Source organism: Tropicimonas sp. S265A (assembly GCF_049800835.1).
Lineage (GTDB): Bacteria > Pseudomonadota > Alphaproteobacteria > Rhodobacterales > Rhodobacteraceae > Dinoroseobacter.
In genome coordinates this window covers 52,992-77,377 of sequence record NZ_JBNAFU010000001.1, presented here as the reverse complement: position 1 = coordinate 77,377, position 24,386 = coordinate 52,992, and the positions used below count along the sequence as shown (strand labels likewise).

The following is a 24,386-nucleotide window of genomic DNA, read 5'->3' as shown; positions in this document are numbered from 1 at the left end:
TGTACGGAAAGTAAGGGGACCCTTTATGAAGTTATTTGTCACAATCGCGGCAGCCATAGCATTGGCCAGTCCGCTTTCGGCGCAAGAAGCCGAACAACCTAATATTCTGGTGATTTGGGGCGACGATGTCGGCCAGTCCAACATCTCTGCCTATACGATGGGCCTGATGGGATACCGGACGCCGAATATCGACCGGATCGCAGCAGAAGGCATGATCTTCACCGACTATTACGGCGAGCAGTCATGCACCGCCGGACGGTCCTCCTTCATCATGGGGCAGTCGGTGTTCAGAACCGGCCTGTCGAAAGTCGGGATGCCCGGCGCGCCGGAGGGGATGCAGGTTGAAGACCCGACGATCGCTGGCCTGCTCAAGGCAGAAGGCTACGCAACCGGCCAATTCGGCAAGAACCATCTTGGCGACCGAGATGAGATGCTGCCGACAAACCACGGATTTGACGAGTTTTTTGGCAACCTCTACCACCTGAACGCCGAAGAAGAACCCGAAAACGAAGACTATCCTGCCAACCCCGAGTTCCGCGAACGGTTTGGTCCGCGCGGCGTCATCAAGTCAAGCGCCGATGGCACGATCGAAGACACTGGTCCGCTGACGCGCCAGCGTATGGAAACCGTGGACGACGAAACCGTCGCCGCCGCGATCGATTTCATCAAGCGCCAGGAAGAGGCCGATGTGCCCTGGTTCGTGTGGTGGTCCGGGACGCGGATGCACTTCCGCACCCATGTCAGCGACGAACGTCGGGAAATGGCCAACGAAATCGTCGGCAAGCACGTTGATGAATACACGGCCGGCATGATTGAACATGACATGCATATCGGCCAGTTCCTCGACCTGCTGGACGAGCTGGGCATCGCAGACGAAACCTTCGTGTTCTACTCGACCGACAACGGTCCGCACATGAACACCTGGCCGGATGCGGCGATGACCCCTTTCCGCGGTGAAAAGAACACCAACTGGGAAGGCGGCTGGCGCGTGCCCGCGATGGTGCGCTGGCCCGGACGGATCGAAGAAGGGCGCGTGTCCAATGCCATCATGCACCACATGGACTGGCTGCCCACCTTCCTTGCGATGGCCGGCAACGAAACGGTCAAGGAAGACCTGCTCGAAGGGATCACCGTGGCCGAAGTCGGCGGCGGACGCGACTACCGTGTGCACCTCGATGGCTACAATACCCTGCCCTATCTGCTGGGTGAAGAGAACGACACGCCCCGCGAAGAGATCTTCTACTTTTCGGATGACGGTGATCTGACGGCCCTGCGCTGGAACGACTGGAAGGCGATTTTCCTTGAGCACCGCGCGCCGCAGACCTTGCAAGCCTGGGCAGAGCCGTGGACTGCGCTGCGGATCCCGCTTCTGTTCAACCTGCGCCGCGATCCCTATGAGCGGTCCAACATCACGTCCAACACCTACTGGGACTGGTATATCGACCGCGCCTATCTGCTGCTGCCGGCAGCAGATTACATCGGGCGCTTCCTTGCCACGTTCGAGGAATATCCGCCGCGCCAGAAGCCCGGCAGCTTCACGATTGGCGACGCAGCCGAGATGATTACGCAAGGCGCATCCGGCGCACGCTAAGCGACACCCATTTTTTGGGGCCGCCTCTCTCGCAGGGGTGGCCCCATCTGTCTGATATTGCAGGAGGCCCCCATGCGCCCCATTCTTTTTGCAGCCGCCATCGCCGTCTGTGCTGCCCCGTCATTCGCCGACCCGTTGCCGTCCTGGGCAGAGACCGATACCAAAGCCGCCATCATCGAGTTCGTGGAGCGTGTCACCGATCCGGCCTCGCCGGACTACGTGACCCCCGCCGACCGGATCGCGACATTTGACAATGATGGAAACCTGTGGGCCGAAAAACCCGTTTACTTCCAGCTGATCTACGCGCTTGAACGCGTAAAGGAACGGGCCGCAGAAGATCCCTCTATCCTCGAAAGCGATATGCTGCGCGCCGCGGCGGAAGGGGATGTGGAGGCGATTGCAGAAGGCGGCCTCGAAGGTTTGCTCGAAATCCTTGCGATCAGCCACGCCGGCATGTCGGTCGAAGAATTTCAGGACGACGTGCGGGCCTGGCTCGACACGGCGCGCCACCCGACCACCGGGATGCGGTATGACGCGATGATCTATCAGCCCATGCTGGAATTGCTGCGCTATCTGCGCGACGAGGAGTTCCAGACATGGATCGTGTCCGGAGGCGGCGTTCACTTCGTGCGCGCCTTCGCGCAAGAAGCCTACAACATTCCAACCGAACAGGTCGTCGGAACCGCCGGGCCAACCGAGTATGTCGACGGCAAGGTGATGAAGCTGCCGGGGATCGACTTTGTCGACGACAAGGAAGGCAAGCCCGTCGGCATCGACAACAGCATTGGCAAGCGTCCGATCTTTGCCAGCGGCAACTCGGACGGCGATTTCGCGATGCTCGAATACACCACGGCCGGGGACGGGCCCCGCTTTGGAATGCTGCTCCATCACACGGATGCCGAACGCGAATTTGCCTATGATCGGGAGGGGCATATCGGCGTCCTCAACCGTGGTCTAGACGAAGGCCCCGACCGTGGATGGGTCATCATCGACATGGCCGAAGACTGGCTGCGCGTGTTCCCGGAATGAGCGCACGCGAGGATATCGAGGCGCTGCGCGACCGGATCGGACAGTCCATCATCGGGCAGCGCGCCGTCATCGACCGCTTGCTGATCGGGCTTCTGGCCAACGGGAACCTGCTGGTCGAGGGCCTTCCCGGTCTGGCTAAGACCCGCGCGATCAAGGCGCTGGCCAAGAACCTCGAATGCGACTTCAGCCGGATCCAGTTCACGCCGGACCTGCTGCCGTCGGATGTGACGGGGACGGAAGTCTATTACCAGACCGACGCCGGGTCGGAGTTCCGGTTCGAGGCCGGTCCGATCTTCGCCAATGTCGTTCTGGCGGACGAAATCAACCGTGCGCCCGCCAAGGTGCAGGCTGCCTTGCTGGAGGCGATGGAAGAACGGCAGGTCACGGTGTCTGGCACAACCCACAAGATGCCCCCTCTGTTCATGGTCATGGCGACGCAAAACCCGATCGAGCAGGAAGGCACCTATCCCCTGCCCGAAGCGCAGATGGACCGGTTCCTGATGCATGTGATGATCACCTATCCCCCGGTGGAAGACGAGGTGGAGGTGATCCGCCTGGTCCGTGCAGAGGAGATCGCTGCCGGTACTGACACCCCGTCCGGCGCGCCGCCACCGGCGGCAATCCCGCAAGCATCGGTCTTTGCCGCGCGCGCGGAAATCGGTCAGGTCCATGTTGCCGACGGGATGGAGCGCTACATGGCGGATCTGGTTCAGGCGACCCGCACACCGGATGCGTTTGGCGATGATCTGAAACGCTGGATCGAGGTCGGCGCGTCCCCCCGCGCCTCCCTCGCGCTCGACAAATGCGGGCGTACCCATGCGTGGCTGGCCGGGCGCGATTATGTCGACCCCGAAGACGTGCGTGCCATTGCCCCGGACGTGCTGCGCCACAGACTCGGCCTGAGCTACGAGGCACAGGGCGAGGGCGTGAGCGCGGACGCGGTCACAGACGAAATCCTGCGCCAGGTCGCGGTACCGTAAGGGCGGGTCATGTCAAACCGCGCCGCACGAAGTCGAACTGGCACGCTGGCCGCAACGCAAGACCGCGGCACGGACACGCGCGTGCGGGTGACACTGGACCATCTGCGCAGCCTTGAACCGCGGGCCAGTGGCTTGCGGTTTCTGCCGCGCCAGCCCGCGCGCTCGGTCTTGAACGGGCGACACGCGTCGCGCTTGCGGGGACGCGGGCTGAATTTCGAGGAACTTCGCGACTACCTGCCCGGAGATGACCCGCGCAGCATCGACTGGAAGGTGACGGCGCGTACCGGCACGCCGCATGTCCGCGTAATGACCGAAGAGCGGGACCGCCCGGCCCTGCTGGTTGTCGATCAGCGGATGACCATGTTCTTCGGCACCACGCGCAATATGAAATCGGTCACCGCCGCCGAGGCAGCTGCGCTGGTTGCGTTCCGAATTCTGGCCCAGGGTGACCGGGTGGGTGGGTTGGTGTTCGGCGACGACACACTTGCTGAGATTCGCCCGCAACGATCCCGGGCCGCCGTGATGCGGCTCCTGACCTCCATGCTTGCAGCACAGGACATGTTGCGCGCCGACGCCCCGATGGTCGCGCCGATGTCCTTGACCAGGGTCCTGCGCGCCACTGCGCGCATCGCGCCACGCGATCACCTGATCGTCGTGCTCAGCGACTTCGACCAGATCGAGGACGAGACAGATCGACTGATCGCTGGACTGGCGCGCCGCAATGATCTGATCCTCGGCTTGATTACGGATCCATCCGCCCACGAGATGCCGGAGAATATGCGCCTTGTCGTCTCCGACGGCACGCTTCAGGCGCAGATCGATACCGGAGCGGACACAACCCGCACGGCGCTGCGCGCGTTTTCCGAAGGGCGCCTTGCGCAGGTCTTGGATTGGCAACGCCGCTTCGGCGTCCCGGTCCTGCCGCTGTCCAGTGGGGCAGACACCCTTGAGCAGGTGCGTCATTTGATGGGGCTGGCACCGCGATGACCGACACGACGGACGCAGCCGCCGCAACGGTACCCACCTTGGTCGATCTGATTGACGAACTGGTGGAGCCGGCACCGCCAGACCCGATTTCCATGGTGCCGCAAACGGCAGGCTGGGCGATCGTGGCCGGAATTGGCATTGCGCTGATACTGTTTGCACTCCTGCGAATGCGGGCCCGCCACCGGGCAAATGCATACCGCCGGGCCGCGTTGGCGCAACTGGCACAGCCGCACCCCAAAGCGGCCGACGTTGCAACAACCCTGCGCCGGACCGCCCTTGCGGCCTTTCCTCGGGCCGAGGTGGCCGGGTTGACAGGCTCTGACTGGATTGCGTTTCTGCAACGCACAGGCGATGGTCCGCTTTCACCACAGGTCGCAGACGAACTTGTGACCGCCCCCTACCTGGCCCCGGTGGTGACTGCATCCCCAGCCCTGACGGACTTTGCTGCGACCTGGGTGCGATCGCACGCGCCGGAAGGTGCGAAGTGATCACTCTTGCAACCCCATGGGCCCTCGCCCTGCTCCCGATACCGCTTCTCGTTTGGCGCCTCGTTCCGCCGTTTCGCGAGCAGGTGCCCGCGCTGCGATTGCCCTTTTTTCGACGGATCATCGATGCCACCGGTGCGGAGGCCACCACCGGCGCCCAGGTCCGCATCCGCAACTGGTTGCAAATGGCAACGGCCATCGCGTGCTGGGTCCTGATTGTGCTGGCCCTTGCGCGCCCCGAACGCCTCGGCCCGCCGATCGAGGTGACTACGGCCGCCCGCGATGTGGTTCTGGCAATCGACATTTCAGGGTCAATGGACGCGCGAGACTTCGCGACCCCGGACGGAGGGCGCCTCCAACGGCTGGACGGCGTGCGCCAGGTGGTGCAGGGCTTCGTTGCCGGACGAGACGGAGATCGCATGGCGCTGATCGTGTTCGGCTCGGCTGCGTACCTGCAAACACCGCTGACAAATGATCTCGCGGCGGTCGCGGCGCTACTTGAGCGCACGCAGGTTGGCATGGCCGGTCCTCAGACAGCGCTTGGAGATGCCATCGGTCTCGCAATTCGCACGTTCGAGACATCCGAAATCGATCAGCGGCTCCTGATCCTGTTGTCCGATGGGAGCGATACGGCGAGCCGCATGAGCCCGGTCAATGCCGCCGAGATCGCCGCCGACCGCGGTGTCGAGATTTATACCATCGGTGTCGGCGACCCAGAGGCCGAAGGCGAGGACAAGGTGGATCTCAAAACGCTTGAGGATATTGCGCGCCGCACCGGAGGCGCGTTCTTTTTCGCCGAAGATGGGGCTGCGCTTGAAGCCGTTTACGACCGTATCGATGCACTCGCCCCGCGCGAGGTGGATACGCAATCCTACAGGCAGCGTACGGCCCTGGCGTGGATTCCGCTGGCCGTGGCAGCGCTGCTTGGAACGGGTGCGATGGGCGTGCTTCAGTTCGGGGCGCGCCGCATGCGACGCGGTGCGACATGACGCTGTTTTTCGAGGCGTTTCATTTCCTTCGCCCGATCTGGCTCGGTCTTGTGCCAGTGGTGGTGGTCCTCTGGTGGCGGGTGCGCCGCACGCGTGCAACGCGCGAGGCCCTGCCCGCTGCGATCGCCCCACATCTGCGAAACGCGTTGACAGTCGGGCGCATGACCCGCCGCAAGGCTCAGCCCATCGATGGCGTGGCCATCGCCCTGATCTGTCTGGCCATTGCCGCCGCAGGTCCGACCTGGTCGCGCGATCCCGACCCGTTTGCAGCCCAGGCCGCCCCGGTGGTCGTCGTTCTGAAAGTCGCGCCGTCGATGGAAGCCGATGACATCGCACCATCCCGACTGGAGCGGGGCAAACAGAAAATTCGCGACCTGCTGGAGTTGCGCGCAGGGGCCCGCACTGCGCTCGTCGCATATTCCGGCAGCGCGCATATCGCCCTGCCCATGACCGAAGACGCGGCGATCATGCAGCCTTACCTTGCGGGGCTGAGCCCGGAGGTCATGCCGGCGGAAGGCAACGCAGCCGGTCAGGCCCTCGCCCTTGCCGAAACACTGTTGGCCACAGAACCTGCGCCCGGCGGGATCCTTTTCGTCACCGATGGGGTGGACCCTGCCGACAGCGCTGCGCTGTCCTCTGCATCGCAATCCCTTGCGGTTCTGGCGATGCTGCCCGAGGGGATGGCGGATCGGGGGCTGGACGCGCTGAGCGTGCCGGTTGTCCCCGCCACGCCCGACGCGCGGGACGTCCGCGAGATCGACGCGCTGCTGAACACGGCCTTTCAACGCGCGATGCTCAACGATGCGTCTCAACCCTGGAACGACCGGGCACATTGGTTGGCCTGGCCGGCCGGGTTGCTGGTATTGCTCTGGTTTCGGCGCGGATGGACGATGCGGTGGGCGGCAGTTCTTGCTTTGGCATGGGGTCTTGCCACGCCGCACACCGCGCGCGCCGATGGTTTGGCGGACTGGTTTTTCACCCCGGATCAGCAAGGGCAGCGCGCCTTTGAAGACCGGGATTTCGCCCGCGCCGCAGACCTGTTCACGGACCCGCTACGGCGCGGCTATGCGCAGTACCGGGCCGGCCAGTACGAGGCGGCGGTCGAGGTGCTGGACCGGGTCGACACGGCTCAAGCGGCCATGATTCAGGGGCTTGCCCATATCAAGTCGCGCAGCTACCGCGATGGCGTTCGCGCGTTCGAGACCGCGCTGGAACGCGACCCGGACTACCCGGGTGCGGCCGAGAATCTGGCCACCGCGCAGCGGATCGTCACGTTCATCGAAACCACGCAGGAGCAGTCCGACACCGGCGAGGAACAAGGTATCGGCGCCGATGACATCGTGTTCGACAACGAGTCCGACAAGGGTGCGGACACGCAGCTGGAGGTTGCTGAGGAAGGGACCGGATCAGGTCTGCTCTCGGCGGATCAGTGGATGGCCACGGTGGACACCCGGACCGAGGATTTCCTGCGCCAGAGATTTGCGCTCGAAGCGTCGCAGCCGGACGCCACTCCAGAATCTGCGAGGTCGGCGGAATGAGCCGTGTGCATTTGGGCGTGGTGGCGCTGGGTCTTGTGCTCTCCGCGGGTTTCGGACAGGCGCAGACGCCACCGGGCAATGCAGCGACGGATGCCCAGAACGCGCCGATCCTGCGCGTTGAGTTCGAAGAGCAAGAGGCAATTCCCGGACAGCCCCTGAGCCTGCGCATGACCGTTCTTGTGCCGACACAGCTCACCGGTCCCCCGGTCTGGCCCACGCTGGAGACACCCGATCTTCTGGTCCGCTTGCCCGAGCGCTCCACCGGCCCCACATCCGAACGGATCGATGGCCAAACATGGTCTGGCGTCACGCGCCGGTACCTGATCTCGCCCATGGTGCCCGGAGAATTCTCCATCCCGCCGCAAGAGGTCGGCGTGAGTTGGAGTGCCCCATCGGGCGGCGGACCGCGGGATACCACACTCACGACGGAGGCCTTTGCCTTCACCGGCCTCGTGCCGGAAGGCGCAGAAACGCTCGACCCGTTCTTTGCGGCAGAAGCTTTGACACTGACGTCTCAGGTCACAGGTGCGCCAGGGGAGATGCTACCCGGCGATAGCCTGACCCTGACCGTGACCGCATCGGTAGAGGGGACATCGCCTATGTTTTTGCCCCCACTGCTAGAAGTTTCTGCATTGCCCGGCCTCAAGGCCTATCCCGATGAACCGGTGCTGGAGGAAAAGGATGAACGCGGGCAACTGACTGGCACACGTACGGAAACGGTCACTTTTGTTGCCGAAGGCGGAGGATCAGGAGCGCTGCCGGAGATTTCCTTGGCGTGGTTCAACATCGCAAGTGGCGCGGTCGAGACTGCGACGGCAGCATCGGTGGCGTACGCGATCGACGGTCCTCTGGCCAGAACTCAGACAGCGCAGCGCGACATTCGGCAAATCGCCTTGTGGGGCGCCTTCGCGTGCGTGGTGCTATGCGCGCTTTTTCTCGCAGGGCGATGGGCCTTACCAAGGTTGCGGCGCCGAATGACCGAGCGACGGGCGCAGTATGTCGCCTCTGAGGGGTTTGCCTGGTCTGAGTTGGACCGTGCGGTAGGAACAAAAGATCGCGCAGCGTTCTATCCGGCCCTCGACAGGTGGGCAGCGTTTCATGCCGACAATGACCCTCGCCAGGACCCCGGTGTCTCTGCTGCGGTGTATGCACTGGGGCGCGCGGCATTCGGTCCGGCGGGAGAGGATCACAACAAATCTGCATGGTCAGACCTCTCTGCAAGTCTGCGCAAGGTGCGCAGGTCACACCCCAAGACACAGACGGTGACAGAGCTTCCACCGTTGAACCCGACCCGTACGCCGGCCTAGGGCCTTTCGCGTCGGGTGCGGGCTACTGCACCCGGTACAACGTTGCAGCCCGCAGCGACGCACCGTGCAGACGATCCGGTAAAAGAGCATCCGGCAGGGCTTTGCGCAGCAGGCGGTGTGAGAGCTTCCAAGGGACTGCAACGCTGTCGACGGGCTGCCACCCGGGCTTGGGTTCCCAGCGATCCGCTTCGAAATGCAGGACAAGGTCCCCCTCTTCCAGCGTTTCCCTGCCGGTTGCATGAACGCGCGCCTCCGCATCACGTGCCGACATGCCTTCAAGGCGCAGAGCTACGGTAATCCGACTGCCGATCCTCGGGTCGGCGTGAAACGGCACTTCACTCCTCTGGGCAAGGACGGCCCCCGCACCCACGACCCGCTTTGTATAGTCTGCGCGATACTCGGCCAAAACGAACCCGGCGCAGGCCATGGATGCCGCAAATGCGAAACCAGGCAAGTGCGACCGGCCCCTGACCAAATGCGCAAGCACCACCCCGACAATCACGCAGCCCGCATAGATCAGCATCGGATAATACCTTGGCAACTCAAGGCTCAACAGCAGACCCGAAAAAGCCAACGACAGCGCACCGGCCGTCCCGAACAGAACCATTACCTTGATCTGAGCTTTGCTGAAGCGTGCGCGCCGCCGGAACGCATAGACCACGGCCGCAAGCACGATTAGGGCCAAAGCCCCCTGCACATCGGTGCGCAACAGGCGCTGAAAGGGCTCCAGCAGCCAGTCGGCATAGTCGGCGCGCACGAGGTCGGCGGCCAGACCATGCTCATCCGGGTTGCCACCGTGCCCCAGATCGATCTTGTACCGATAGAACGCGTCCCCTGCGATCAGGGCGTAGGTTACGAGTTCGCAAGCTATGACCAGACCGAACCCCGCAGCCGTGCTCAGAAGCGCCCTCAGACGATCTCCATACGCGGCCAAGAATACGGCGGCAAAGAACAGCGCTGGGACGAGGTACCCGGCACTTTCCCGGCAGAGCCATGAGAGCCCTGCAAACACCCCCGACAGGACGAAACCGATGGGTTTCGCGGGCGCGTCATCAGCGGCGCGCAGAAACACCCACAGCGACATCGCCGCGAAGAAAACCTCAGGGCCTCGAACCTCGATCTCCAGCGGGCGCAGCACCAGCGACGGTGAGGTGGCAACCAGGACCGTCACAAGAAAAGCCGCCCGATTGCCCAGGGCCCGCGACGCAAAAAAGTGGGTCGCAAGGATGAGCGCCGCTCCGTAAATCAGGTTGGGCAGCATCAGGGCGAATGTGCTGGGTCCGAAGGCCCCCAGGCTTGCCGCCATTGGCATGACCAGCGGATGCCGCAACGCCCAGTGCGTGTCCCCAAGGTAGGGAAAATCATCATTCCACGCGAATGCCGCCTCCGCATACCTGACGCCATCCCAGTTCCCGGTCCCCGTGTCGAGCAGGACCGCCAGCACGAGGTAGAGTCCCAGTGGGATCACTGGTCCGAGCCAGGTTGTGCGCGGGGTCATGGGGCAGCCCCGGCGATGATCTCACCGGCCTTTTCGGCGATCATCATGATCGCTGCGTTCGGGTGGGCGCCCGGCAGGGTCGGCATGATGGACCCATCGGCAATTCGCAGCCCCGGCACGCCGTGCACCCGCAACAGCGGATCTACAACCGCGTCCGACCCCTGCCCCATTTTGCAGGTGCCAACGTGATGCGATGCGCTGGTTCCGTTTGATCGGATGTAGTCCAGCAGCGCATCGTCGGCCTCTACCGTCGACCCCGGGGCGATCTCCGGACCTCGGAACGCGTGCATGTCGACCGCTGCGGCAACGCGCCGTGCAAGGCGCACAGCCCGCAACGAAACCTCGACATCCGAATTGGCTGTCAGGTACCCCGGATCGACCCGAGGCGCGGTTTCCGGGGTCGCCCCCCCCGGCGCAACCGTCCCGCGGCTCAGCGGCTTGAGCGGTATGGCGTTCACGGAAAACCCCGGCTGACCGGAGACCCCGTCCGCGCCGGAGCCGTGGATGACCCGGAGGATCAATTCGATATCCGGCCGCGGGGCGTCCTCATGCGACCTGGCAAAAAACAGCACCTCCGCGAGAGGCCGCGCCAAAGCGCCTTTGCCCGCAAGGCCCCAGCGCAGCGCTTCGAGCGCAAGACGCGGGCGGCTTTGCAGCAGACGGTTCAAGGTTTGCGTGTTGCGTGCCTCCCACGAGAGCGGGATGCCGAAATGGTCCTGAAGGTTCTGACCGACGCCCGGCAGATGATGCGCAACGCCAATGCCCGCCGCCCGCAAGATCGCTCCATCGCCTATTCCGGAATGAAAGAGGATATCGGGCGTCTGGAACGACCCCGCGCACAATATCACCTCCGCCGTTGCTTCGATCGTGCGAATGCGCCCTGCAATGCGGGCGGAGACCGCGCGCACGCGCCCGTCACGCATCAAAACGCGCTCCACGCGACAGTCTCTGATCACCGTGACCGCTTTCGACAGCGCGCGTGCGGCCGACATGCGCCGGCCCTTGCGGATGGCGACCTGCGGTGGCGTGGCCACTCCCGGCGCGCTTGCTGCACTGGCCTTCGCAAAAGCGGCGGCGATTGCCGGTGTGTCGGCAAGGCTTGGCATGGACCCAGCGATCCCAAGCCGTTGCTCTGCACGCTTGAAACAGCCCTCGACATCGGCGAACGACCAGCCGGTGCAACCTTCGGACGCCCAGTCGTCGAAGTCTTCCGGTGTCCCGCGGGTGTGGATCATGCCGTTGATTGCGGACGTGCCGCCCAGAACCTTCCCCCGTGGAAATCCGAGCACGCGGCCCCCCAGCGACGCAAGCACCGGGGACTGAACCTGCCAGGTCAGATCGGGATGCTTCAGGGCTTTGCCGAACGCAAGCGGCATCCGGATCAGCATATGATCTGCCTTATGACCGGCTTCGAGAAGCGCGACACGCGTGCCCGCGCGCTCCGCAAGGCTAGCCGCCAGAATGCAGCCCGCCGTTCCTGCGCCAACGACCACATAGTCGAACGACATCGCCTCGCTTGCGTCAGCCACGGAGCGCCCGCTTCCCGGTGTCTTGCAAGACCGCCTCAACAACGCCATGCTCCCACGGGTAAGCCCGCAGAGTGGACACGACTTCATGGCAAGTATCGACGTCATCGTCCCGGCTTTCAATGCCGAAACCTACATCAAAACATGCCTTAAAGCCCTTGGAGAAGCAGGGTTTTCGCAGGATGAGATCATTGTCGTCGATGACGGTTCGACTGACGCGACAATCGAGATCGCACGCACCTATGGCGCGCGCGTGATCGAAACCCGAACAAACGCCGGGGCCGCAGCGGCACGCAATACCGGCGCTGCCGCAAGCACACGCGATATCCTGTTTTTCGTAGATGCCGACGTGATGGTTCATTCCGACACCAAAGAGGTTGTTTCGACCTTTTTCAACACGCATCCATCCTTCGCAGCCGTGTTTGGCGCGTATGATGAGGATCCCGCCGCCCCCGAACCGGTCAGCCGCGCGCGCAATCTTCTGCATCGTTTCGTGCACCTCGAAAGCGCCGGCGAGGTCGTTTCCTTCTGGACCGGTTGCGGCGCGGTCAGGCGCGCGGCGTTCGAACAGGTTGGCGGGTTCGACGATACGCTCGACATGATGGAAGACATCGATCTGGGGCTTCGCCTTTCCAAGCTTGGCCATCGCACCATGCTGCTGCCGGACCTTCAGGGCCAACACCACAAACGCTGGACCCTTGTGGGCATGGCCAAAACCGATTTCTTCGATCGCGCCTTGCCGTGGGCCCGGCTGCTGCGCGACGCCGAGAACGCGCGAACCGACGGACTGAACATCAGCAACCGGTCGCGCGCCTCCGTTCTGGCCGTGGCCGCAGTGGTGTGCGCCGTCGCGGCGATGATTGCGGCTCCCCAATGGGGCGCTGTGGCCGGGCTTGCGGCGCTCGCGGTATTGGTCGGGGTGAATGGCCGGTTCCTGAACATGGTGCGCAGGATCGACGGATGGGCGGCCCTGCCCGCCGCGGTGCTGGTCCTGTTCGTACATTACCTCTGCGGCGGGCTTGGCTTCGCCATCGTCAAGCTGCGACTCGATCGCTATTTCAGCTGACCCGCCTATTCCGCCGCAATCCGGTTTCCGTCGCTGTCCTCGGTCTGCATTTCCTCGTGGTAGGACCGCTCCACATTGACGTTCCAGATATCCCGGGGCGTGCCCGCGATCGTATCGACCGCGTAGAGCGCGGTGAGCATGGAATGGTCCTGGTTGTTGTAGCGGTGCAGACCGTTTCGACCGACGGTCTGGAAATTCTCAAGCGACACGATCCATTCCTCCAGAACCTTCAGCGCCTCTGCATACTCCGTGTCGTAAACCGGATATGCCTTTGGCTGGCGGATGATCTTGGCGTCGATCACGTCGTCCTGGTTCGCCAGCCGGATCACCTCGAGCTCCTTGCGAGCAAGGTCCTTGAGGTCTTCGTCGGACATCGTCCACAAGTCGTCGCCGATCTGGCAGAAATACTCCATGCCGATGGACGCCGTGTCCGCATCCGGCAAAAGCTCCGGTGACCACGCGCGGAAATTCTGTATTCGCCCGACCTTCACCTCCGGACTGTGCACGTAAATCCAGTTGTCCGGGAACGGATCGGCCTTGTTCAACACAAGCGTCACAATCAGGAAATCGCGGTACTTCAACTTTTTGGCGGCGTCCAGCACAGCGTCCGGTGGCGGCGGATCAAACGCGTGGATCAACTCGTCCAGTGCCATCGAGTTGATCACATGATCGGCGGGCACATTCTCGACCACCTGGTTGCCAGCAGCATCAACCGAGGCAACATCCACATGCGTGACGCGCAGCCCGTCCCTGTAAAGCTTCTCGACCCGCTTGTTCAGGTGTACCTTGCCGCCCGAGTCTTCAACGATTTCGGCAGTTCGTTCCCACATCATGCCCGGACCGAGGCGCGGGTACTGGAACTCTTCGATCAGGCTGGCCGTGTCGTTCGCACCCGAAATGGCGTTCCACACAGCCTTCGGCAAAGACAGGTTCTTGATGCGCTGCGCGGCCCAGTCCGCCCGAATCGTCCGGGGCGGAATCCCCCAGACCTTCTCGGTATAGCTGCGAAAGAAATGCATATAGAGCCGCCCGCCGAACCGGTTGATCACCCATTGTTCGAAGTTGTCTTCTTCCTTTGAGGGACGGACACGCCACTTCGCATAGCTCAACGCGATCCGAACGGATTCATAGGCCCCGATGTTGGACAAGGCGTTGAAGATCTTGAGCGGATAGTCAAAAAACCGGTCGCGGTAGTAGATCCGGCTCATCCGCTGCACGGTGATGAAGTCACTGCCCAGCACTTCTTTCCAGATGTCTTCCACCTGCTTGATCTTGGTGAAGAACCTGTGGCCACCAATATCGAACCGGTAGCCCTTGTAATCTTCGGTGCGCGCAATGCCGCCCACCCGGTCGCCAGCCTCGAAGACTACGGGGGTGGCGTCGATTTCGTCGCGTTTGGTAATCTCATGGGCCGCGGTCAATCCAGCGGGTCCACCTCCGATGATGACAATTTTCTTCAACGAAACAACTCCTCCGCAAAAAAGAACGAACCAAACGTCCTTCGTACGTCTGAACAAGTCAATTTCTTGCTAGATGCGCGGCCAGCCGAGCGGAAAGGCACGCAATCGAGAAAGTCGGGTTAGCTTGTCCGCACCTCGGGAAAGCAGCACTGCCCGCAACATAGAGGTTGCCTGTGCCATGCACGCGGCAGTCGCGATCTACCACAGATGATCCTACATCACAGCCCATCCGGGCAGTACCGATCTGATGATACCCGTCTCCGCTGGCGACCGTGATTTTCTCGGCAAGGTCATTTTCCGGGCAGTCCAGCTGCACATTGATGCCGCTGGAAGCAACCTGCGAACGCAACTCAAGATTGGCGTCGATCAACCCTTGTACGTCGTCCGGGTGCAAATCGCGCGTGATCACGGCGCGCGGTACCCCGTTCCCATCGCGCTGTGATCCCAAGATTACGGCGTTCTGGAAACGGGGGCGTTCCTCGGCCGCGCAACTCAAGCGGTAGGTTCCATGCCGGGTCGCGGCCACCTTACCCGGACTGACCGGCACAGACCGCCGTCCTGTCCAGACCCCATAGCAGAACGCCAGTGCGGATGCCGGATTCCGCAGGACATTGCGCACATGTGCGCGCCAGGATACCGGCGCCTGCCCCGCAAAGTAGGTGCGCAGGGCCGCGGGCAGCAAACGCGGCCCGATCACCGGGGACGAAATGGCCAGATGCGCCAGTGACAGACCCGGTATCCCGTGGGACGGGTCGGACATTGTCGGGTTGTCGATCCAGAAGTGCGTGTTGGGCAGCCCCTTGGCGTGCAAGGTTTGCTCCGGCAGCGTCAATCGGTTGCGAATGAAACACTCCGCCGTCCGTTGATAGTCAACCTGCCGGATCACCTGCGACGGGGCGTCGAGACTTGCGATCTGCGCCTTGAGATGCCCCATGTAGCCACGTCCGGTCCACACCGGCGCGGTCTGCCCGTTCTGCGCGAAAAACCAAAGCAGAAGCCGCGCCGTCTCGATCCCGCCAGCGGCCAGGACGAAGGTTCTGCCGGTCACCCGCACCGGATCACCGCCGGCCGTGCAGGTCTGCAACGCGATCACTCGGCCGGTTGCGTCGAACTCGGCGCCACAACACGACAGGTCGGTATACACCCTCGGCCCGTCTTGTGCCGTCAGGGCGTCGCGGTGCTTTTCCGCCAAATTTGGGCGTGCCGCCCACCGCTCCAACGACAGGCGCAGGCCCTCCGATCCAGCCGTGCTCTGAAACTCCGCAGACCCGATGCCGAGAAACGCGGCTGCGGCCTCCGCGTGCGCCATCAGGTCGGACCGCTCTATGGGCCAGCCCGGCAATTCACGCTCGGGTCGGGGCGAAAAGTCGATATGATCGAAAGGCAGGCACCGCCCCCCCCACCCCCAGGACAGACCACCCAGACGTCGTCCTTCAAGCGCAACCGGATCGGCATGATGCGGAGGCAACGCTTGCGCACGGGACAGATCCGCCGACGTGGAATCAGAGCCGAACGCGCCACTGCTCAGCAAGGCGACATCGACACCCCGCTTCGCCAACCCCAGCGTTAACGCAATGCCTGCTGGACCAGCACCGACGATGACCACCTGTGCCTCGATGGCATCAGAAACCGCTGTTGCGGGAATTAGCATCGCCGGGACCCTTCGTTTCGCCCCTACGAATTTGCCGCTTTCGACAATCCCTGCAATGCTCTTGGCAAGAGAGGTGCAAAATGCGTGATCAGAAGGGCACCATTCGTCGCCCTGCGGTAACAATGATCGGGATCGATGCCGGAGATGCCGATTTCATTGAACAAAACATTGCGAGCCTGCCCAATATCGCGGCTGTCATGGCGGGCGAGGCCCTCAGGCGGTTGGAGGTGGAACCGCTGTCCGGCGCGGTTTGGTCCACGTTCATGGCCAGGGCGACACCGGATGTGCACGGGATCTACCACCACATTCAATGGGATCCTGAGCGGATGCGTGTCCGCCGCACCCACCCAGACTGGATCGGGGGCACGGAACCGTTCTGGCGCGATCTGGCCCGCTCCGGATCGAAGGTGCTGTCCTTCGACGTGCCGTTCCTGTTCAAGGGGGACAGCGCCGGCGCTGTGGAAATCGCGAATTGGGGCTCGCACGACCTCGTAGACGGGTTCTGGTGCAACGACCCGCAGGTCGAAAAGCTTGTGCGGTCTTTCGCGCCACATCACCCGATGGCCTTCGAAGTCCCGGTCGACAAGACCCCTGCCGATCTGGATGAAATCTATGACGGCATCCTCAAGGGCGTTGCGATGAAAGCGGACCTTGTCTGCGCCCTGATGGACAAGGTAGAGAGCGATCTTTTCATCGTCGCCTTCGGCGAAACGCACCGGGCGGGCCATATCCTGTGGCCCGAGACCGGAACGAACACCTCGCTTGTCCCGGCCACGGCGTTGCTGGATGTCTACAAGGCGCTCGATGCCGCAATCGGACAGATCATGCGGCGCATTGGACCGGACGGAACGCTTGTGCTGTTCTCTCTTCACGGTATGGCGGCGAACCAGTCCCAAAGCCATCTGTCTGCCGCGATGCTCAAGGTTGCGCTGGCCGAGGTATCCGGCACGGGCTCAGGCGAAACCTTCGGACTGATCCGCACCTTGCGCCGCAATGTGCCTGCCCCCGTGCAAATGGCGATTGCCAAGGCAGTTCCCAAAGCAGTGCGCGACTACGTCGTCTCGCGCGAGGTGTCTGGCGGCTACCGCTGGTCGGAAACCCCGATGATCTCACTGGACGGCGATCTTTGCGGGTACTGGCGCGCCAACATCCGTCAGCGGGAAAAGGACGGCATCCTTGCACCGGACAGCAACCTGCTGGACGACGTCGCGGCGGAATTCATGAAATTTACGACGCGGGACGGTGCCCAGATCGTGCAAAAGGTGCATTTCCCGGCACGCGACTGGCCCGGGAAACGGGCACACTACCTGCCCGACATCGTGGCCGAGTGGAACCCCGACCTGCTGGCCATTGACACCGCCGATCACCCGTCGGGCGCAACCATCAGCGCGCGACGATACACTGGGCGCACCGGAAACCACAGGTTCAAGGGGTTCTGCACCCTTCATGGCTCGGTGCCCGCCACGCAGGACATCGCCTTGCCCGATCACATCAAGGACCTTGGCAGGCTTGCGCACGCCCTGCTGCAAAGAGCGACGTCTTGACAGTAAACCGCCTCACGACACCTGCGCCGAAACGGCTCAAATCCGCAGTGCGGGTGCTGGTGACGGTTACGCTGCTGGCTCTTGCGATCAGTTTCGTCGATCTCGACACGTTGGCCGACGACCTGCGCGATGTCGGATGGGCGTGGCTTGGGGTGGCTGTGGCCCTCGTCGGCGTGATTATTCTGTTCGAGGCCCGACAATTCGCACAGGTGGCACTTGCGTTCGGACATGATGTCGGTGCGCTCCAGTTTCTGCGCATGAGCCTTGTGGGAAGGTTTTTTGCGCTGCTCACCCCCGCAATGTTGGGAAACGACATCTACCGGGCAATGGCAATGCACAGCCTTGGCACCGGCGGACGCAGGTCGGTCAGTCTCGCTGCGATTTCGCGCATCGTGTCGTTGATGGCGCTCGGCCCGGTCATGGTCGCGGGGCTTCCGTTCATCGCGCGCTATACATGGGGAACGGCTGAGTTCTGGCTTTTCGCAGTCGTGGTCGGACTAACGGTACTCACGTGCTTTCTCTTGCTGCATCCTGCGGGCGCGCACCTGCTGGCCGGGACGCGCTGGCGCGCACTGCGCGAAGTGGCACACGAAGCAACCCAGCTGAGGTTTGTGGCACTCCAGGCATCCGTCCGGTTCAGGTTATGGGTCTATGCGGTCCTGCAACATGTCATCCGCGTCTTTGCCGTGATGGCAGTTGCCAAGGCTTACGGCGTCACCGCAGATTGGACGGTCTTTTTCGGCTTCGTCCCGGTCTCTCTGCTGATCGCGATGATCCCGGTTTCCATCGGCAGTTGGGGTGTACGCGAGATTGCGCTGGTGTTCAGTCTCGGCAGCGCCGGGGTCGCGGCTGGACCGGCCCTTCTGACATCGGTCTCTTTCGGTTTACTGGGAATGCTGTTTGCACTGTGCGGCGGCCTGATCTGGATGACCGGTATCGGCACGCCGCCCCCTCGTATCGGATCGGAGAAACCGTGACAGGAATGATTTCAGCCTCCCGACTCCGGCGCTTGGGGTGTCACCAAGGTTGCCAGTGGCGGGCCCACGGGTTGGCGGCCCGGTCGTGAAATCCCTGAGATCGAAGTTGGGTGGCGCACCCGAGAGGATTCGAACCTCTGGCCTCTGCCTTCGGAGGGCAGCGCTCTATCCAGCTGAGCTACGGGTGCCTTGGCTGCGATATACGCGCTTTGGATAAGACCCGCAACACCGATCGCTGGCCCAAATCGCTTGTCTGGCGGCCCGGGCGGGCCTAGCCTGCCGGTAACGTCGTGCCGGGGGAAGTATGGTCAGGTGTTTGCGTTGCTTGGTTGCTGTCGCAATTGCGGGATGGCTCTGCCTTGTGTCAGCGGCGGAAGCACAAACCGTTGATGGCACGACGAATTTTACCGGTCTCGCACCGTCGCACAGTGCAGCGACTGACCCGGTGCCCGTGCGCGCGGGCATCTTTCTGACGCAGATCACCGATGTCGATCAGAAATCGGAGAACTTCACGGTCGTCGCGCGTCTGCGTCTTGACTGGTCGGACCCGGACCTTGCCTTCGATCCAGATGTCGAAGGCACTGATCGCCGGGTGATGAGCACACCGGACTTTATCGCCTATGCCCGCGCGCAGAACATCAGGATCCCCACCGCCAGCTTCGAGAACCTTCAAGCGCGCAGTTTCACCAAGCAATCCGCCGTCAGTTGGACAAGCGCAGGCGATGCCTTCCATGTCAGCGAAACGGTTCTGACACTTCAGGCTCCGGATTTCGATTTCCGCAAGCACCCGTTCGACACGCAAAAGTTCTATGTCCGTCTTTTGCTGAACCGGTCAACCGATGCCTTCGTGTTCGAGGATCTTGAAGGGTTCAGCGGTCTCGGCCCGGCTCTGGGCGAGGAAGAATGGATTATTCGCCGGCACTGGACGGAGGTCGACACCACACGCGGCATCGCAGGGTGGGACAGTTCGCGCATATCGCTGGTGTTCGAAGCCGATCGCCATCTGATCTACTACTGGACGCGGATCTTGATCCCGCTGCTGCTCCTGACGACCATTTCCTGGGCAAACCTGTTTCTGGAGGAGTATCGCCGCCGGATTGATATCGCAGGCGCCAACCTGCTGGCGTTCATCGCTTTCAATTTTGCAGTGTCAGGCGATCTGCCGCGCCTTGGCTACGTCACCTTTCTGGATGCGTTGATGCTGGCGATGTTCATCACAAGTGCCGTAACCGTGGCCTATAACGTCATGCTGCGGCGGCTGTCGGTGACAGGGCACGAGGGCGACGCGAAACGGATCGACTGGCATGTGACGTTCTGGGGGTTTCCGCTGATCCACATGCTTATCATCCTGAGCCTGTGGCGCGTTTTCTTCGGGTGAGTGTCAGGCAAAAAGCTCGTGACACAGCTCCAGCGCCTCGACCAGAACATCCACTTCGGCCTCGGTGTTATAGAGCCCGAACGACGCGCGGCAGGTCGCGGGCACGCCCAGGTGTTCCATCAACGGCTGGGCACAGTGATGCCCGGCGCGCACCGCAACGCCCTTCTTGTCCAGCACTGTCGAGATGTCATGCGCATGCGCGGCCCCCTCCAGCGTGAACGAGAAAATCGCGGCCTTGTCCGGGGTCTGACCCTGCACGTTCAGCCAGTTCAACCCGTCCAATCGTGTCCGGGCATAATCCCGCAAACGGCCCTCGTGGGCGGCAATGTTGTCCATCCCGAGTTGCATCATGTATTCCAGCGCAACGCCGAGGCCGATGGTTTGCACGATGCCCGGGGTGCCCGCCTCGAACATCATGGGTGGCTCGTTATAGGTGATCACGTCCTGCGTGACATCGCGGATCATGTCACCGCCGCCCATGAACGGGCGCATCTCAGCCATTCGGTCGGACCTGATGAAGATCGCGCCGGACCCGGACGGCCCGTAGAGCTTGTGCCCCGTGATCGCGTAGAAATCACAACCGATCTCATCAACATTGACCGGCATATGCACGGCCGCCTGGCTGCCATCGACCAGTACCGGCACACCCTTTGCGTGGGCCGCCTCGGTGATGGCCTTGACATCAACCACTGTGCCCAGAACGTTCGACAGGTGCGTGATCGCGACAAGCTTGGTCTTGGGACCGATCGCATCGATGATCTTCTGGGTGTCGAACGCGCCGTTCGTGTCCACATCGACCCATTTCAGCACCACGCCCTGCCGCTCGCGCAGAAAATGCCACGGTACGATGTTGGCGTGATGCTCCATCACGCTCAGCACAATCTCGTCGCCCGCCTGCATACGCGGCATTGCCCATCCGTAGGCGACGGTGTTGATCCCCTCGGTGGTGCCCGAATTCAGGACGATCTGATCCTCATCGGCGACACCCAGAAACTTCGCTATGATCCCGCGCACGCCTTCGTATTTTTCGGTCGCGAGGTTGCTGAGATAGTGCAACCCGCGGTGGACGTTGGAGTATTCCTCGGCATAGGCCCGTGTCACGGCGTCGATCACCACCTGTGGCTTTTGCGCCGACGCGCCGTTGTCCAGGTACACCAGCGGCTTGCCGTTGACCGTGCGCGACAGGATCGGGAAATCGTTGCGGATCGCGGTGACGTCGTACATTAGAGGCTCCCCGGGACAGCAAGACCCAGCATGGACAGAACGAGGCTCAGGGCAAAGATGATCGCAAAGGCGGAAATCAGCACGCCTGCGAACACCAACCCGAGCGAGCGGAAGTTGTGGATCACGGCCACGAAATTCACCAGCAGCCACAGAAAGATACCGATGCTGAGCAGGCCGACCAGCCCGCCGATCGGCGGCACCAGCACAAGGGCCGCCAGTTGCACGACTTGCAGGCATAGCAGGATGAACTGGAGCCACGTGACCAGCAGGAGCGTCTCCTCAAAGGATCCCGACCCTCCGAAGGCGCGCCCGATCGAATGGATCGAGATCACCAACATCACCAGCAAACCGAATTGAACGATCGACGCGGTAAGCGGACTGAGCACGATCGGGCCGGTGAGCGCGCCATCCGACAGGCCACCGCCCAGAACCAGCACGCCCGCCTGCCCGAACAGGACGCTCAACACGACCACCAGCGCGAGCAGTTGCAGCAACACGTCTCGGGACGGCGCGAAATTCAGGATCGTCGCCGCACCCTCACGCGGGTTGCGGATCGATTCCAAGACAAGGCTCAGTATGTTGCCCAAAGAGAACGTCATGTGCGGTCCTGTACGGTACGTCATGTTGGCTGGGGCGCGGTCCGCTCAGCCTCCATCAAGCTACTGCACCAGATGTAGAGGAATCCCAACAGAAGCAACAGGCTGGTTGCATTCGCCGCAGGACCCGGCCCGATAAAGCCGGTGACGAGCCCCAAAAGCAGCACGATGGGCGAAATCACCAGCAGGCTCCAGAAGAGCGCGAGCCGCGCGCCGAAAAAGGTGCCCTGCCCGCCTGCCAGACGCGACACGAGGTGCGAGATCGCCGCAATGCCGTAAAACATCAGCGGGGCTATGAAAATCCAGCCCAGCAACGCCGCCCCGATCCGCGCGTCGAGCGGGACTTCCGGGTTCAGGAATGCCTCGCGCGAGAGGCGTGGCCACTGCGCGACAAAGATCAGCAGACACGCGATCATGAGGTAGACGAGCGCGCGCCCCTCGTTGACGCCGCCGGCAAGTTGTCGGCGGATTGCCGCGCGTGGGGCACCCCACGCGCGGATGATTTCCGTCGAAACCGCCATCAGCGCCGGCGGGACAGCCAGTTGGAAATTCGGTCGAAGATCTCGGCGCCAAGATCCTCGTCCTCGATCTCCTGAATGGCTTCAGCCAGAAAGGCGATGACCATCAGGTCGGTCGCCTCTGCCTCCGGCACCCCGCGCGAGCGCAAGTAGAACAGCCCTTCTTCGTCGATCGCACCGGAGGTCGAGCCGTGCGAACACGCCACGTCGTCCGCATAAATCTCAAGCTCGGGCTTGGCGAGGAACTGGCTGTCATCGTCCAGCAACAGGGATTGGCTGATCTGATACCCGTCGGTCTTCTGGGCGCCCTGCTTGACAAGGATCTTGCCCTGGAAAACGCCCGTGGCCCCGTTACGGAGCACTTTCTTGAACACCTGACGGCTTTCGCAATTGAGCGCATCGTGGGTGATGAACACGGTGTCATCATGCAGAAAATCGCCGTCGCCCATGCAAGCGCCCGCAACATGGGCGATGCCCTCGTCACCGGTCAACTCCACGACAACCTCGTTGCGGGTCAGCACACCATTTACCGTAAGCGTGAAGGACTTGAAGACCGACGCGGCACCAAGGCGTGCGAACATGTGCGTGGCCGCCTGCCGCTCGTGATCACGCCCCTGCGCGCGCACATGGTGGAGCGTGCCGCCATCGGCAATTTCGACCTCCATGCACTTGTTGAACCGCGCCGCAGCCGGGCCGTTCTCCAGCAGGGTCAACTCCGCGCCGCTTTCGACCTTGACCACGTGATGCAGGATCGCGTCCGACGCCTCGTCGGTGTGCAGATAAACCAGGGAAATCGGCTTGGGCGCCTTGCCCGTGACCCGCACCACGATCCCGTCGGTTGCGAACGCCGTATTCAACGCCGCAAGCGGGCGATGGACCGGTGTCTGACCGCGCTCCTCAAGCACACCGTAGACATCCTTGGCCCAGTGGATGTCGTGCGAGCCGACCTCGGCTAGACGCTCGATCTCCACGTGGTCCATGGCCAGCGTGTCGGACTTCTCCGCATCGAACACGCCGTCGACGAACACGACCTTCAGCCGATCGACATCGCCAAAAACAGGTGCCTCCTGCGGATCAAAGAGTGCGGCGGGCTGCGCCACCGCAGCGGTAAGCCGCGCGGGATCCGTGTACTTCCAATACTCGTCACGCCGCGCGGGCAGGCCCATGGACTGCACGCGCGCCAGTGCGGCCTTGCGCGCCTCGCTGGCCCAGACCCCGCCCACGGGCATCGACAGGGTCGCCAGTCGCGCGTCCGTAGCGGTTTGCTTCAGGTCCGGCAGGGCCATCACGCCACCTCCGCCAGAATGTCCGCGTACCCGTTGTTTTCAACTTCCAGCGCAAGCTCTGGCCCGCCGGTCTTGACGATGCGCCCGTCGGCCATGATATGCACGACGTCCGGTTTGATGTGGTCCAGCAGGCGCTGGTAGTGCGTGATCACGAGGAATGAACGGCCTTCGTCACGCAGCGCATTCACCCCGTCGGAGACCAGCTTCATGGCATCCACGTCCAGACCGGAATCGGTTTCGTCCAGAATGCACATCTTCGGTTCCAGAAGCGCCATTTGAAGGATTTCATTGCGCTTCTTTTCCCCGCCGGAGAAACCGACATTCACCGGACGCTTGAGCATGTCGGCGTCGATCTTCAGCGTCTTGGCCTTGGCGCGCACAAGCTTCAGGAACTCCGCCGCGCTCATTTCCTCTTCTCCGCGGGCCTTGCGCTGTGCATTGAGCGCGGTGCGCAGGAAAGTCATGTTGCCAACGCCGGGGATCTCCACCGGGTACTGGAACGCCAGGAACAGACCCGCTGCCGCACGCTCTTCGGGGTCGAGGTCCAGAATATCCTCGCCTTCGAGCGTCGCGCTTCCGCCGGTCACCTCATAGCCGTCGCGCCCCGACAGGACATAGGACAGGGTCGACTTGCCCGACCCGTTCGGCCCCATGATCGCGTGCACGGTGCCCGGCTCGACCGTCAGGTCCACACCCTTGAGGATCTGCTTTTCCTCTTCTTCGAGCTTCACCGCGAGGTTCTTGATTTCCAGCATT

The 24,386-nt window shown here is 62.7% G+C and carries 21 protein-coding genes and 1 tRNA gene; 12 read left to right on the top strand and 10 right to left on the bottom strand.

Features of this window, described 5'->3' with window-relative positions; genetic code table 11:
- Positions 1-25 precede the first annotated feature (25 nt).
- The 8 genes from ACP15N_RS00385 to ACP15N_RS00350 all read left to right on the top strand — a co-directional run bounded on the left by ACP15N_RS00385 (position 26) and on the right by ACP15N_RS00350 (position 8,906).
- A complete protein-coding gene (locus ACP15N_RS00385) occupies positions 26-1,591 on the top strand; it encodes an arylsulfatase (RefSeq protein WP_425090234.1) in 1,566 nt (521 codons plus the stop codon).
- Positions 1,592-1,663: 72 nt separating this feature from the next.
- Positions 1,664-2,620 (top strand): HAD family hydrolase, encoded by a 957-nt coding sequence (locus tag ACP15N_RS00380; RefSeq protein WP_425090233.1) that lies wholly within the window; start codon positions 1,664-1,666, stop codon positions 2,618-2,620.
- Complete coding sequence (locus ACP15N_RS00375) at positions 2,617-3,600, top strand: AAA family ATPase (RefSeq protein ID WP_425090232.1); 984 nt, start codon at positions 2,617-2,619, stop codon at positions 3,598-3,600. Before ACP15N_RS00380 ends, ACP15N_RS00375 begins: the two co-directional genes overlap by 4 nt.
- A gap of 9 nt (positions 3,601-3,609) precedes the next feature.
- A complete protein-coding gene (locus ACP15N_RS00370; RefSeq protein WP_425090231.1) occupies positions 3,610-4,587 on the top strand; it encodes a DUF58 domain-containing protein in 978 nt (325 codons plus the stop codon).
- Entirely contained in the window at positions 4,584-5,075 is a 492-nt protein-coding gene (locus tag ACP15N_RS00365) for a DUF4381 domain-containing protein (protein WP_425090230.1), read from the top strand. The genes ACP15N_RS00370 and ACP15N_RS00365 overlap by 4 nt, the downstream gene beginning before the upstream one ends.
- Positions 5,072-6,061, top strand: a complete 990-nt coding sequence (locus tag ACP15N_RS00360) for a VWA domain-containing protein (RefSeq protein WP_425090229.1) — start codon at positions 5,072-5,074, stop codon at positions 6,059-6,061. Before ACP15N_RS00365 ends, ACP15N_RS00360 begins: the two co-directional genes overlap by 4 nt.
- Positions 6,058-7,599 carry a VWA domain-containing protein gene (locus tag ACP15N_RS00355; RefSeq protein ID WP_425090228.1) on the top strand — a complete coding sequence of 514 codons (1,542 nt, stop codon included), beginning with the start codon at positions 6,058-6,060 and terminating at the stop codon, positions 7,597-7,599. Before ACP15N_RS00360 ends, ACP15N_RS00355 begins: the two co-directional genes overlap by 4 nt.
- Complete coding sequence (locus tag ACP15N_RS00350; protein WP_425090227.1) at positions 7,596-8,906, top strand: hypothetical protein; 1,311 nt, start codon at positions 7,596-7,598, stop codon at positions 8,904-8,906. Before ACP15N_RS00355 ends, ACP15N_RS00350 begins: the two co-directional genes overlap by 4 nt.
- Before the next feature lie 22 nt (positions 8,907-8,928).
- Here ACP15N_RS00350 and ACP15N_RS00345 read toward each other — a convergent pair whose 3' ends face one another.
- Both ACP15N_RS00345 and ACP15N_RS00340 read right to left on the bottom strand, forming a co-directional pair.
- Positions 8,929-10,404 carry an ArnT family glycosyltransferase gene (locus ACP15N_RS00345; protein ID WP_425090226.1) on the bottom strand — a complete coding sequence of 492 codons (1,476 nt, stop codon included), beginning with the start codon at positions 10,402-10,404 and terminating at the stop codon, positions 8,929-8,931.
- The gene (locus ACP15N_RS00340; RefSeq protein WP_425090225.1) at positions 10,401-11,933 is read right to left on the bottom strand and encodes a GMC family oxidoreductase; all 1,533 of its coding nucleotides are present in this window, start codon (positions 11,931-11,933) and stop codon (positions 10,401-10,403) included. The genes ACP15N_RS00345 and ACP15N_RS00340 overlap by 4 nt, the downstream gene beginning before the upstream one ends.
- An 85-nt stretch (positions 11,934-12,018) precedes the next feature.
- On the opposite strand from ACP15N_RS00340, the gene ACP15N_RS00335 reads away from it, so the two are divergent.
- On the top strand, positions 12,019-12,996 hold the full coding sequence (locus ACP15N_RS00335) for a glycosyltransferase (protein WP_425090224.1): 978 nt from the start codon (positions 12,019-12,021) through the stop codon (positions 12,994-12,996).
- Between the two features lie 5 nt (positions 12,997-13,001).
- Here the strand turns inward: ACP15N_RS00335 and ACP15N_RS00330 are convergent, their stop codons facing one another.
- A complete protein-coding gene (locus tag ACP15N_RS00330) occupies positions 13,002-14,456 on the bottom strand; it encodes an NAD(P)/FAD-dependent oxidoreductase (protein WP_425090223.1) in 1,455 nt (484 codons plus the stop codon).
- A gap of 58 nt (positions 14,457-14,514) precedes the next feature.
- Positions 14,515-16,107 carry a GMC oxidoreductase gene (locus ACP15N_RS00325; RefSeq protein WP_425090222.1) on the bottom strand — a complete coding sequence of 531 codons (1,593 nt, stop codon included), beginning with the start codon at positions 16,105-16,107 and terminating at the stop codon, positions 14,515-14,517.
- An 80-nt stretch (positions 16,108-16,187) separates the two neighbouring features.
- On the opposite strand from ACP15N_RS00325, the gene ACP15N_RS00320 reads away from it, so the two are divergent.
- Together ACP15N_RS00320 and ACP15N_RS00315 are read left to right on the top strand one after the other, a co-directional pair.
- A complete protein-coding gene (locus ACP15N_RS00320; RefSeq protein WP_425090221.1) occupies positions 16,188-17,651 on the top strand; it encodes an alkaline phosphatase family protein in 1,464 nt (487 codons plus the stop codon).
- The gene (locus ACP15N_RS00315; protein WP_425090220.1) at positions 17,648-18,628 is read left to right on the top strand and encodes a lysylphosphatidylglycerol synthase transmembrane domain-containing protein; all 981 of its coding nucleotides are present in this window, start codon (positions 17,648-17,650) and stop codon (positions 18,626-18,628) included. Before ACP15N_RS00320 ends, ACP15N_RS00315 begins: the two co-directional genes overlap by 4 nt.
- A gap of 111 nt (positions 18,629-18,739) precedes the next feature.
- Here ACP15N_RS00315 and ACP15N_RS00310 read toward each other — a convergent pair.
- Positions 18,740-18,816 (bottom strand) — tRNA-Arg (locus ACP15N_RS00310).
- A gap of 137 nt (positions 18,817-18,953) precedes the next feature.
- Between ACP15N_RS00310 and ACP15N_RS00305 the strand changes: the two genes are divergently transcribed.
- Positions 18,954-20,006 (top strand): hypothetical protein, encoded by a 1,053-nt coding sequence (locus ACP15N_RS00305; protein WP_425090219.1) that lies wholly within the window; start codon positions 18,954-18,956, stop codon positions 20,004-20,006.
- Between the two features lie 3 nt (positions 20,007-20,009).
- Here the strand turns inward: ACP15N_RS00305 and ACP15N_RS00300 are convergent, their stop codons facing one another.
- From ACP15N_RS00300 to sufC, 5 genes are read right to left on the bottom strand one after another with little or no spacing between them, the layout of a single operon-like run.
- Entirely contained in the window at positions 20,010-21,230 is a 1,221-nt protein-coding gene (locus ACP15N_RS00300) for a cysteine desulfurase (protein ID WP_425090218.1), read from the bottom strand.
- Complete coding sequence (locus tag ACP15N_RS00295) at positions 21,230-21,853, bottom strand: Yip1 family protein (protein WP_425090217.1); 624 nt, start codon at positions 21,851-21,853, stop codon at positions 21,230-21,232. The genes ACP15N_RS00300 and ACP15N_RS00295 overlap by 1 nt, the downstream gene beginning before the upstream one ends.
- Entirely contained in the window at positions 21,850-22,347 is a 498-nt protein-coding gene (locus ACP15N_RS00290) for a YIP1 family protein (protein ID WP_425090216.1), read from the bottom strand. The genes ACP15N_RS00295 and ACP15N_RS00290 overlap by 4 nt, the downstream gene beginning before the upstream one ends.
- Positions 22,347-23,630, bottom strand: coding sequence for a SufB/SufD family protein (locus tag ACP15N_RS00285; RefSeq protein ID WP_425090215.1), 1,284 nt, complete (start codon positions 23,628-23,630; stop codon positions 22,347-22,349). Before ACP15N_RS00285 ends, ACP15N_RS00290 begins: the two co-directional genes overlap by 1 nt.
- Complete coding sequence (gene sufC / locus ACP15N_RS00280; RefSeq protein WP_425090214.1) at positions 23,630-24,385, bottom strand: Fe-S cluster assembly ATPase SufC; 756 nt, start codon at positions 24,383-24,385, stop codon at positions 23,630-23,632. The genes ACP15N_RS00285 and sufC overlap by 1 nt, the downstream gene beginning before the upstream one ends.
- Position 24,386 lies beyond the last annotated feature (1 nt).

Coding starts and splice junctions, on each gene's coding strand:
- ACP15N_RS00365 (WP_425090230.1), top strand. CDS start 4,584: ATGACCGACACGACGGACGCAGCCGCCGCAACGGTACCCACCTTGGTC.
- ACP15N_RS00370 (WP_425090231.1), top strand. CDS start 3,610: ATGTCAAACCGCGCCGCACGAAGTCGAACTGGCACGCTGGCCGCAACG.
- ACP15N_RS00325 (WP_425090222.1), bottom strand. CDS start 16,107: ATGCTAATTCCCGCAACAGCGGTTTCTGATGCCATCGAGGCACAGGTG.
- ACP15N_RS00290 (WP_425090216.1), bottom strand. CDS start 22,347: ATGGCGGTTTCGACGGAAATCATCCGCGCGTGGGGTGCCCCACGCGCG.
- ACP15N_RS00380 (WP_425090233.1), top strand. CDS start 1,664: ATGCGCCCCATTCTTTTTGCAGCCGCCATCGCCGTCTGTGCTGCCCCG.
- ACP15N_RS00355 (WP_425090228.1), top strand. CDS start 6,058: ATGACGCTGTTTTTCGAGGCGTTTCATTTCCTTCGCCCGATCTGGCTC.
- ACP15N_RS00375 (WP_425090232.1), top strand. CDS start 2,617: ATGAGCGCACGCGAGGATATCGAGGCGCTGCGCGACCGGATCGGACAG.
- sufC (WP_425090214.1), bottom strand. CDS start 24,385: ATGCTGGAAATCAAGAACCTCGCGGTGAAGCTCGAAGAAGAGGAAAAG.
- ACP15N_RS00335 (WP_425090224.1), top strand. CDS start 12,019: ATGGCAAGTATCGACGTCATCGTCCCGGCTTTCAATGCCGAAACCTAC.
- ACP15N_RS00295 (WP_425090217.1), bottom strand. CDS start 21,853: ATGACGTACCGTACAGGACCGCACATGACGTTCTCTTTGGGCAACATA.
- ACP15N_RS00320 (WP_425090221.1), top strand. CDS start 16,188: ATGCGTGATCAGAAGGGCACCATTCGTCGCCCTGCGGTAACAATGATC.
- ACP15N_RS00300 (WP_425090218.1), bottom strand. CDS start 21,230: ATGTACGACGTCACCGCGATCCGCAACGATTTCCCGATCCTGTCGCGC.
- ACP15N_RS00345 (WP_425090226.1), bottom strand. CDS start 10,404: ATGACCCCGCGCACAACCTGGCTCGGACCAGTGATCCCACTGGGACTC.
- ACP15N_RS00385 (WP_425090234.1), top strand. CDS start 26: ATGAAGTTATTTGTCACAATCGCGGCAGCCATAGCATTGGCCAGTCCG.
- ACP15N_RS00285 (WP_425090215.1), bottom strand. CDS start 23,630: ATGGCCCTGCCGGACCTGAAGCAAACCGCTACGGACGCGCGACTGGCG.
- ACP15N_RS00350 (WP_425090227.1), top strand. CDS start 7,596: ATGAGCCGTGTGCATTTGGGCGTGGTGGCGCTGGGTCTTGTGCTCTCC.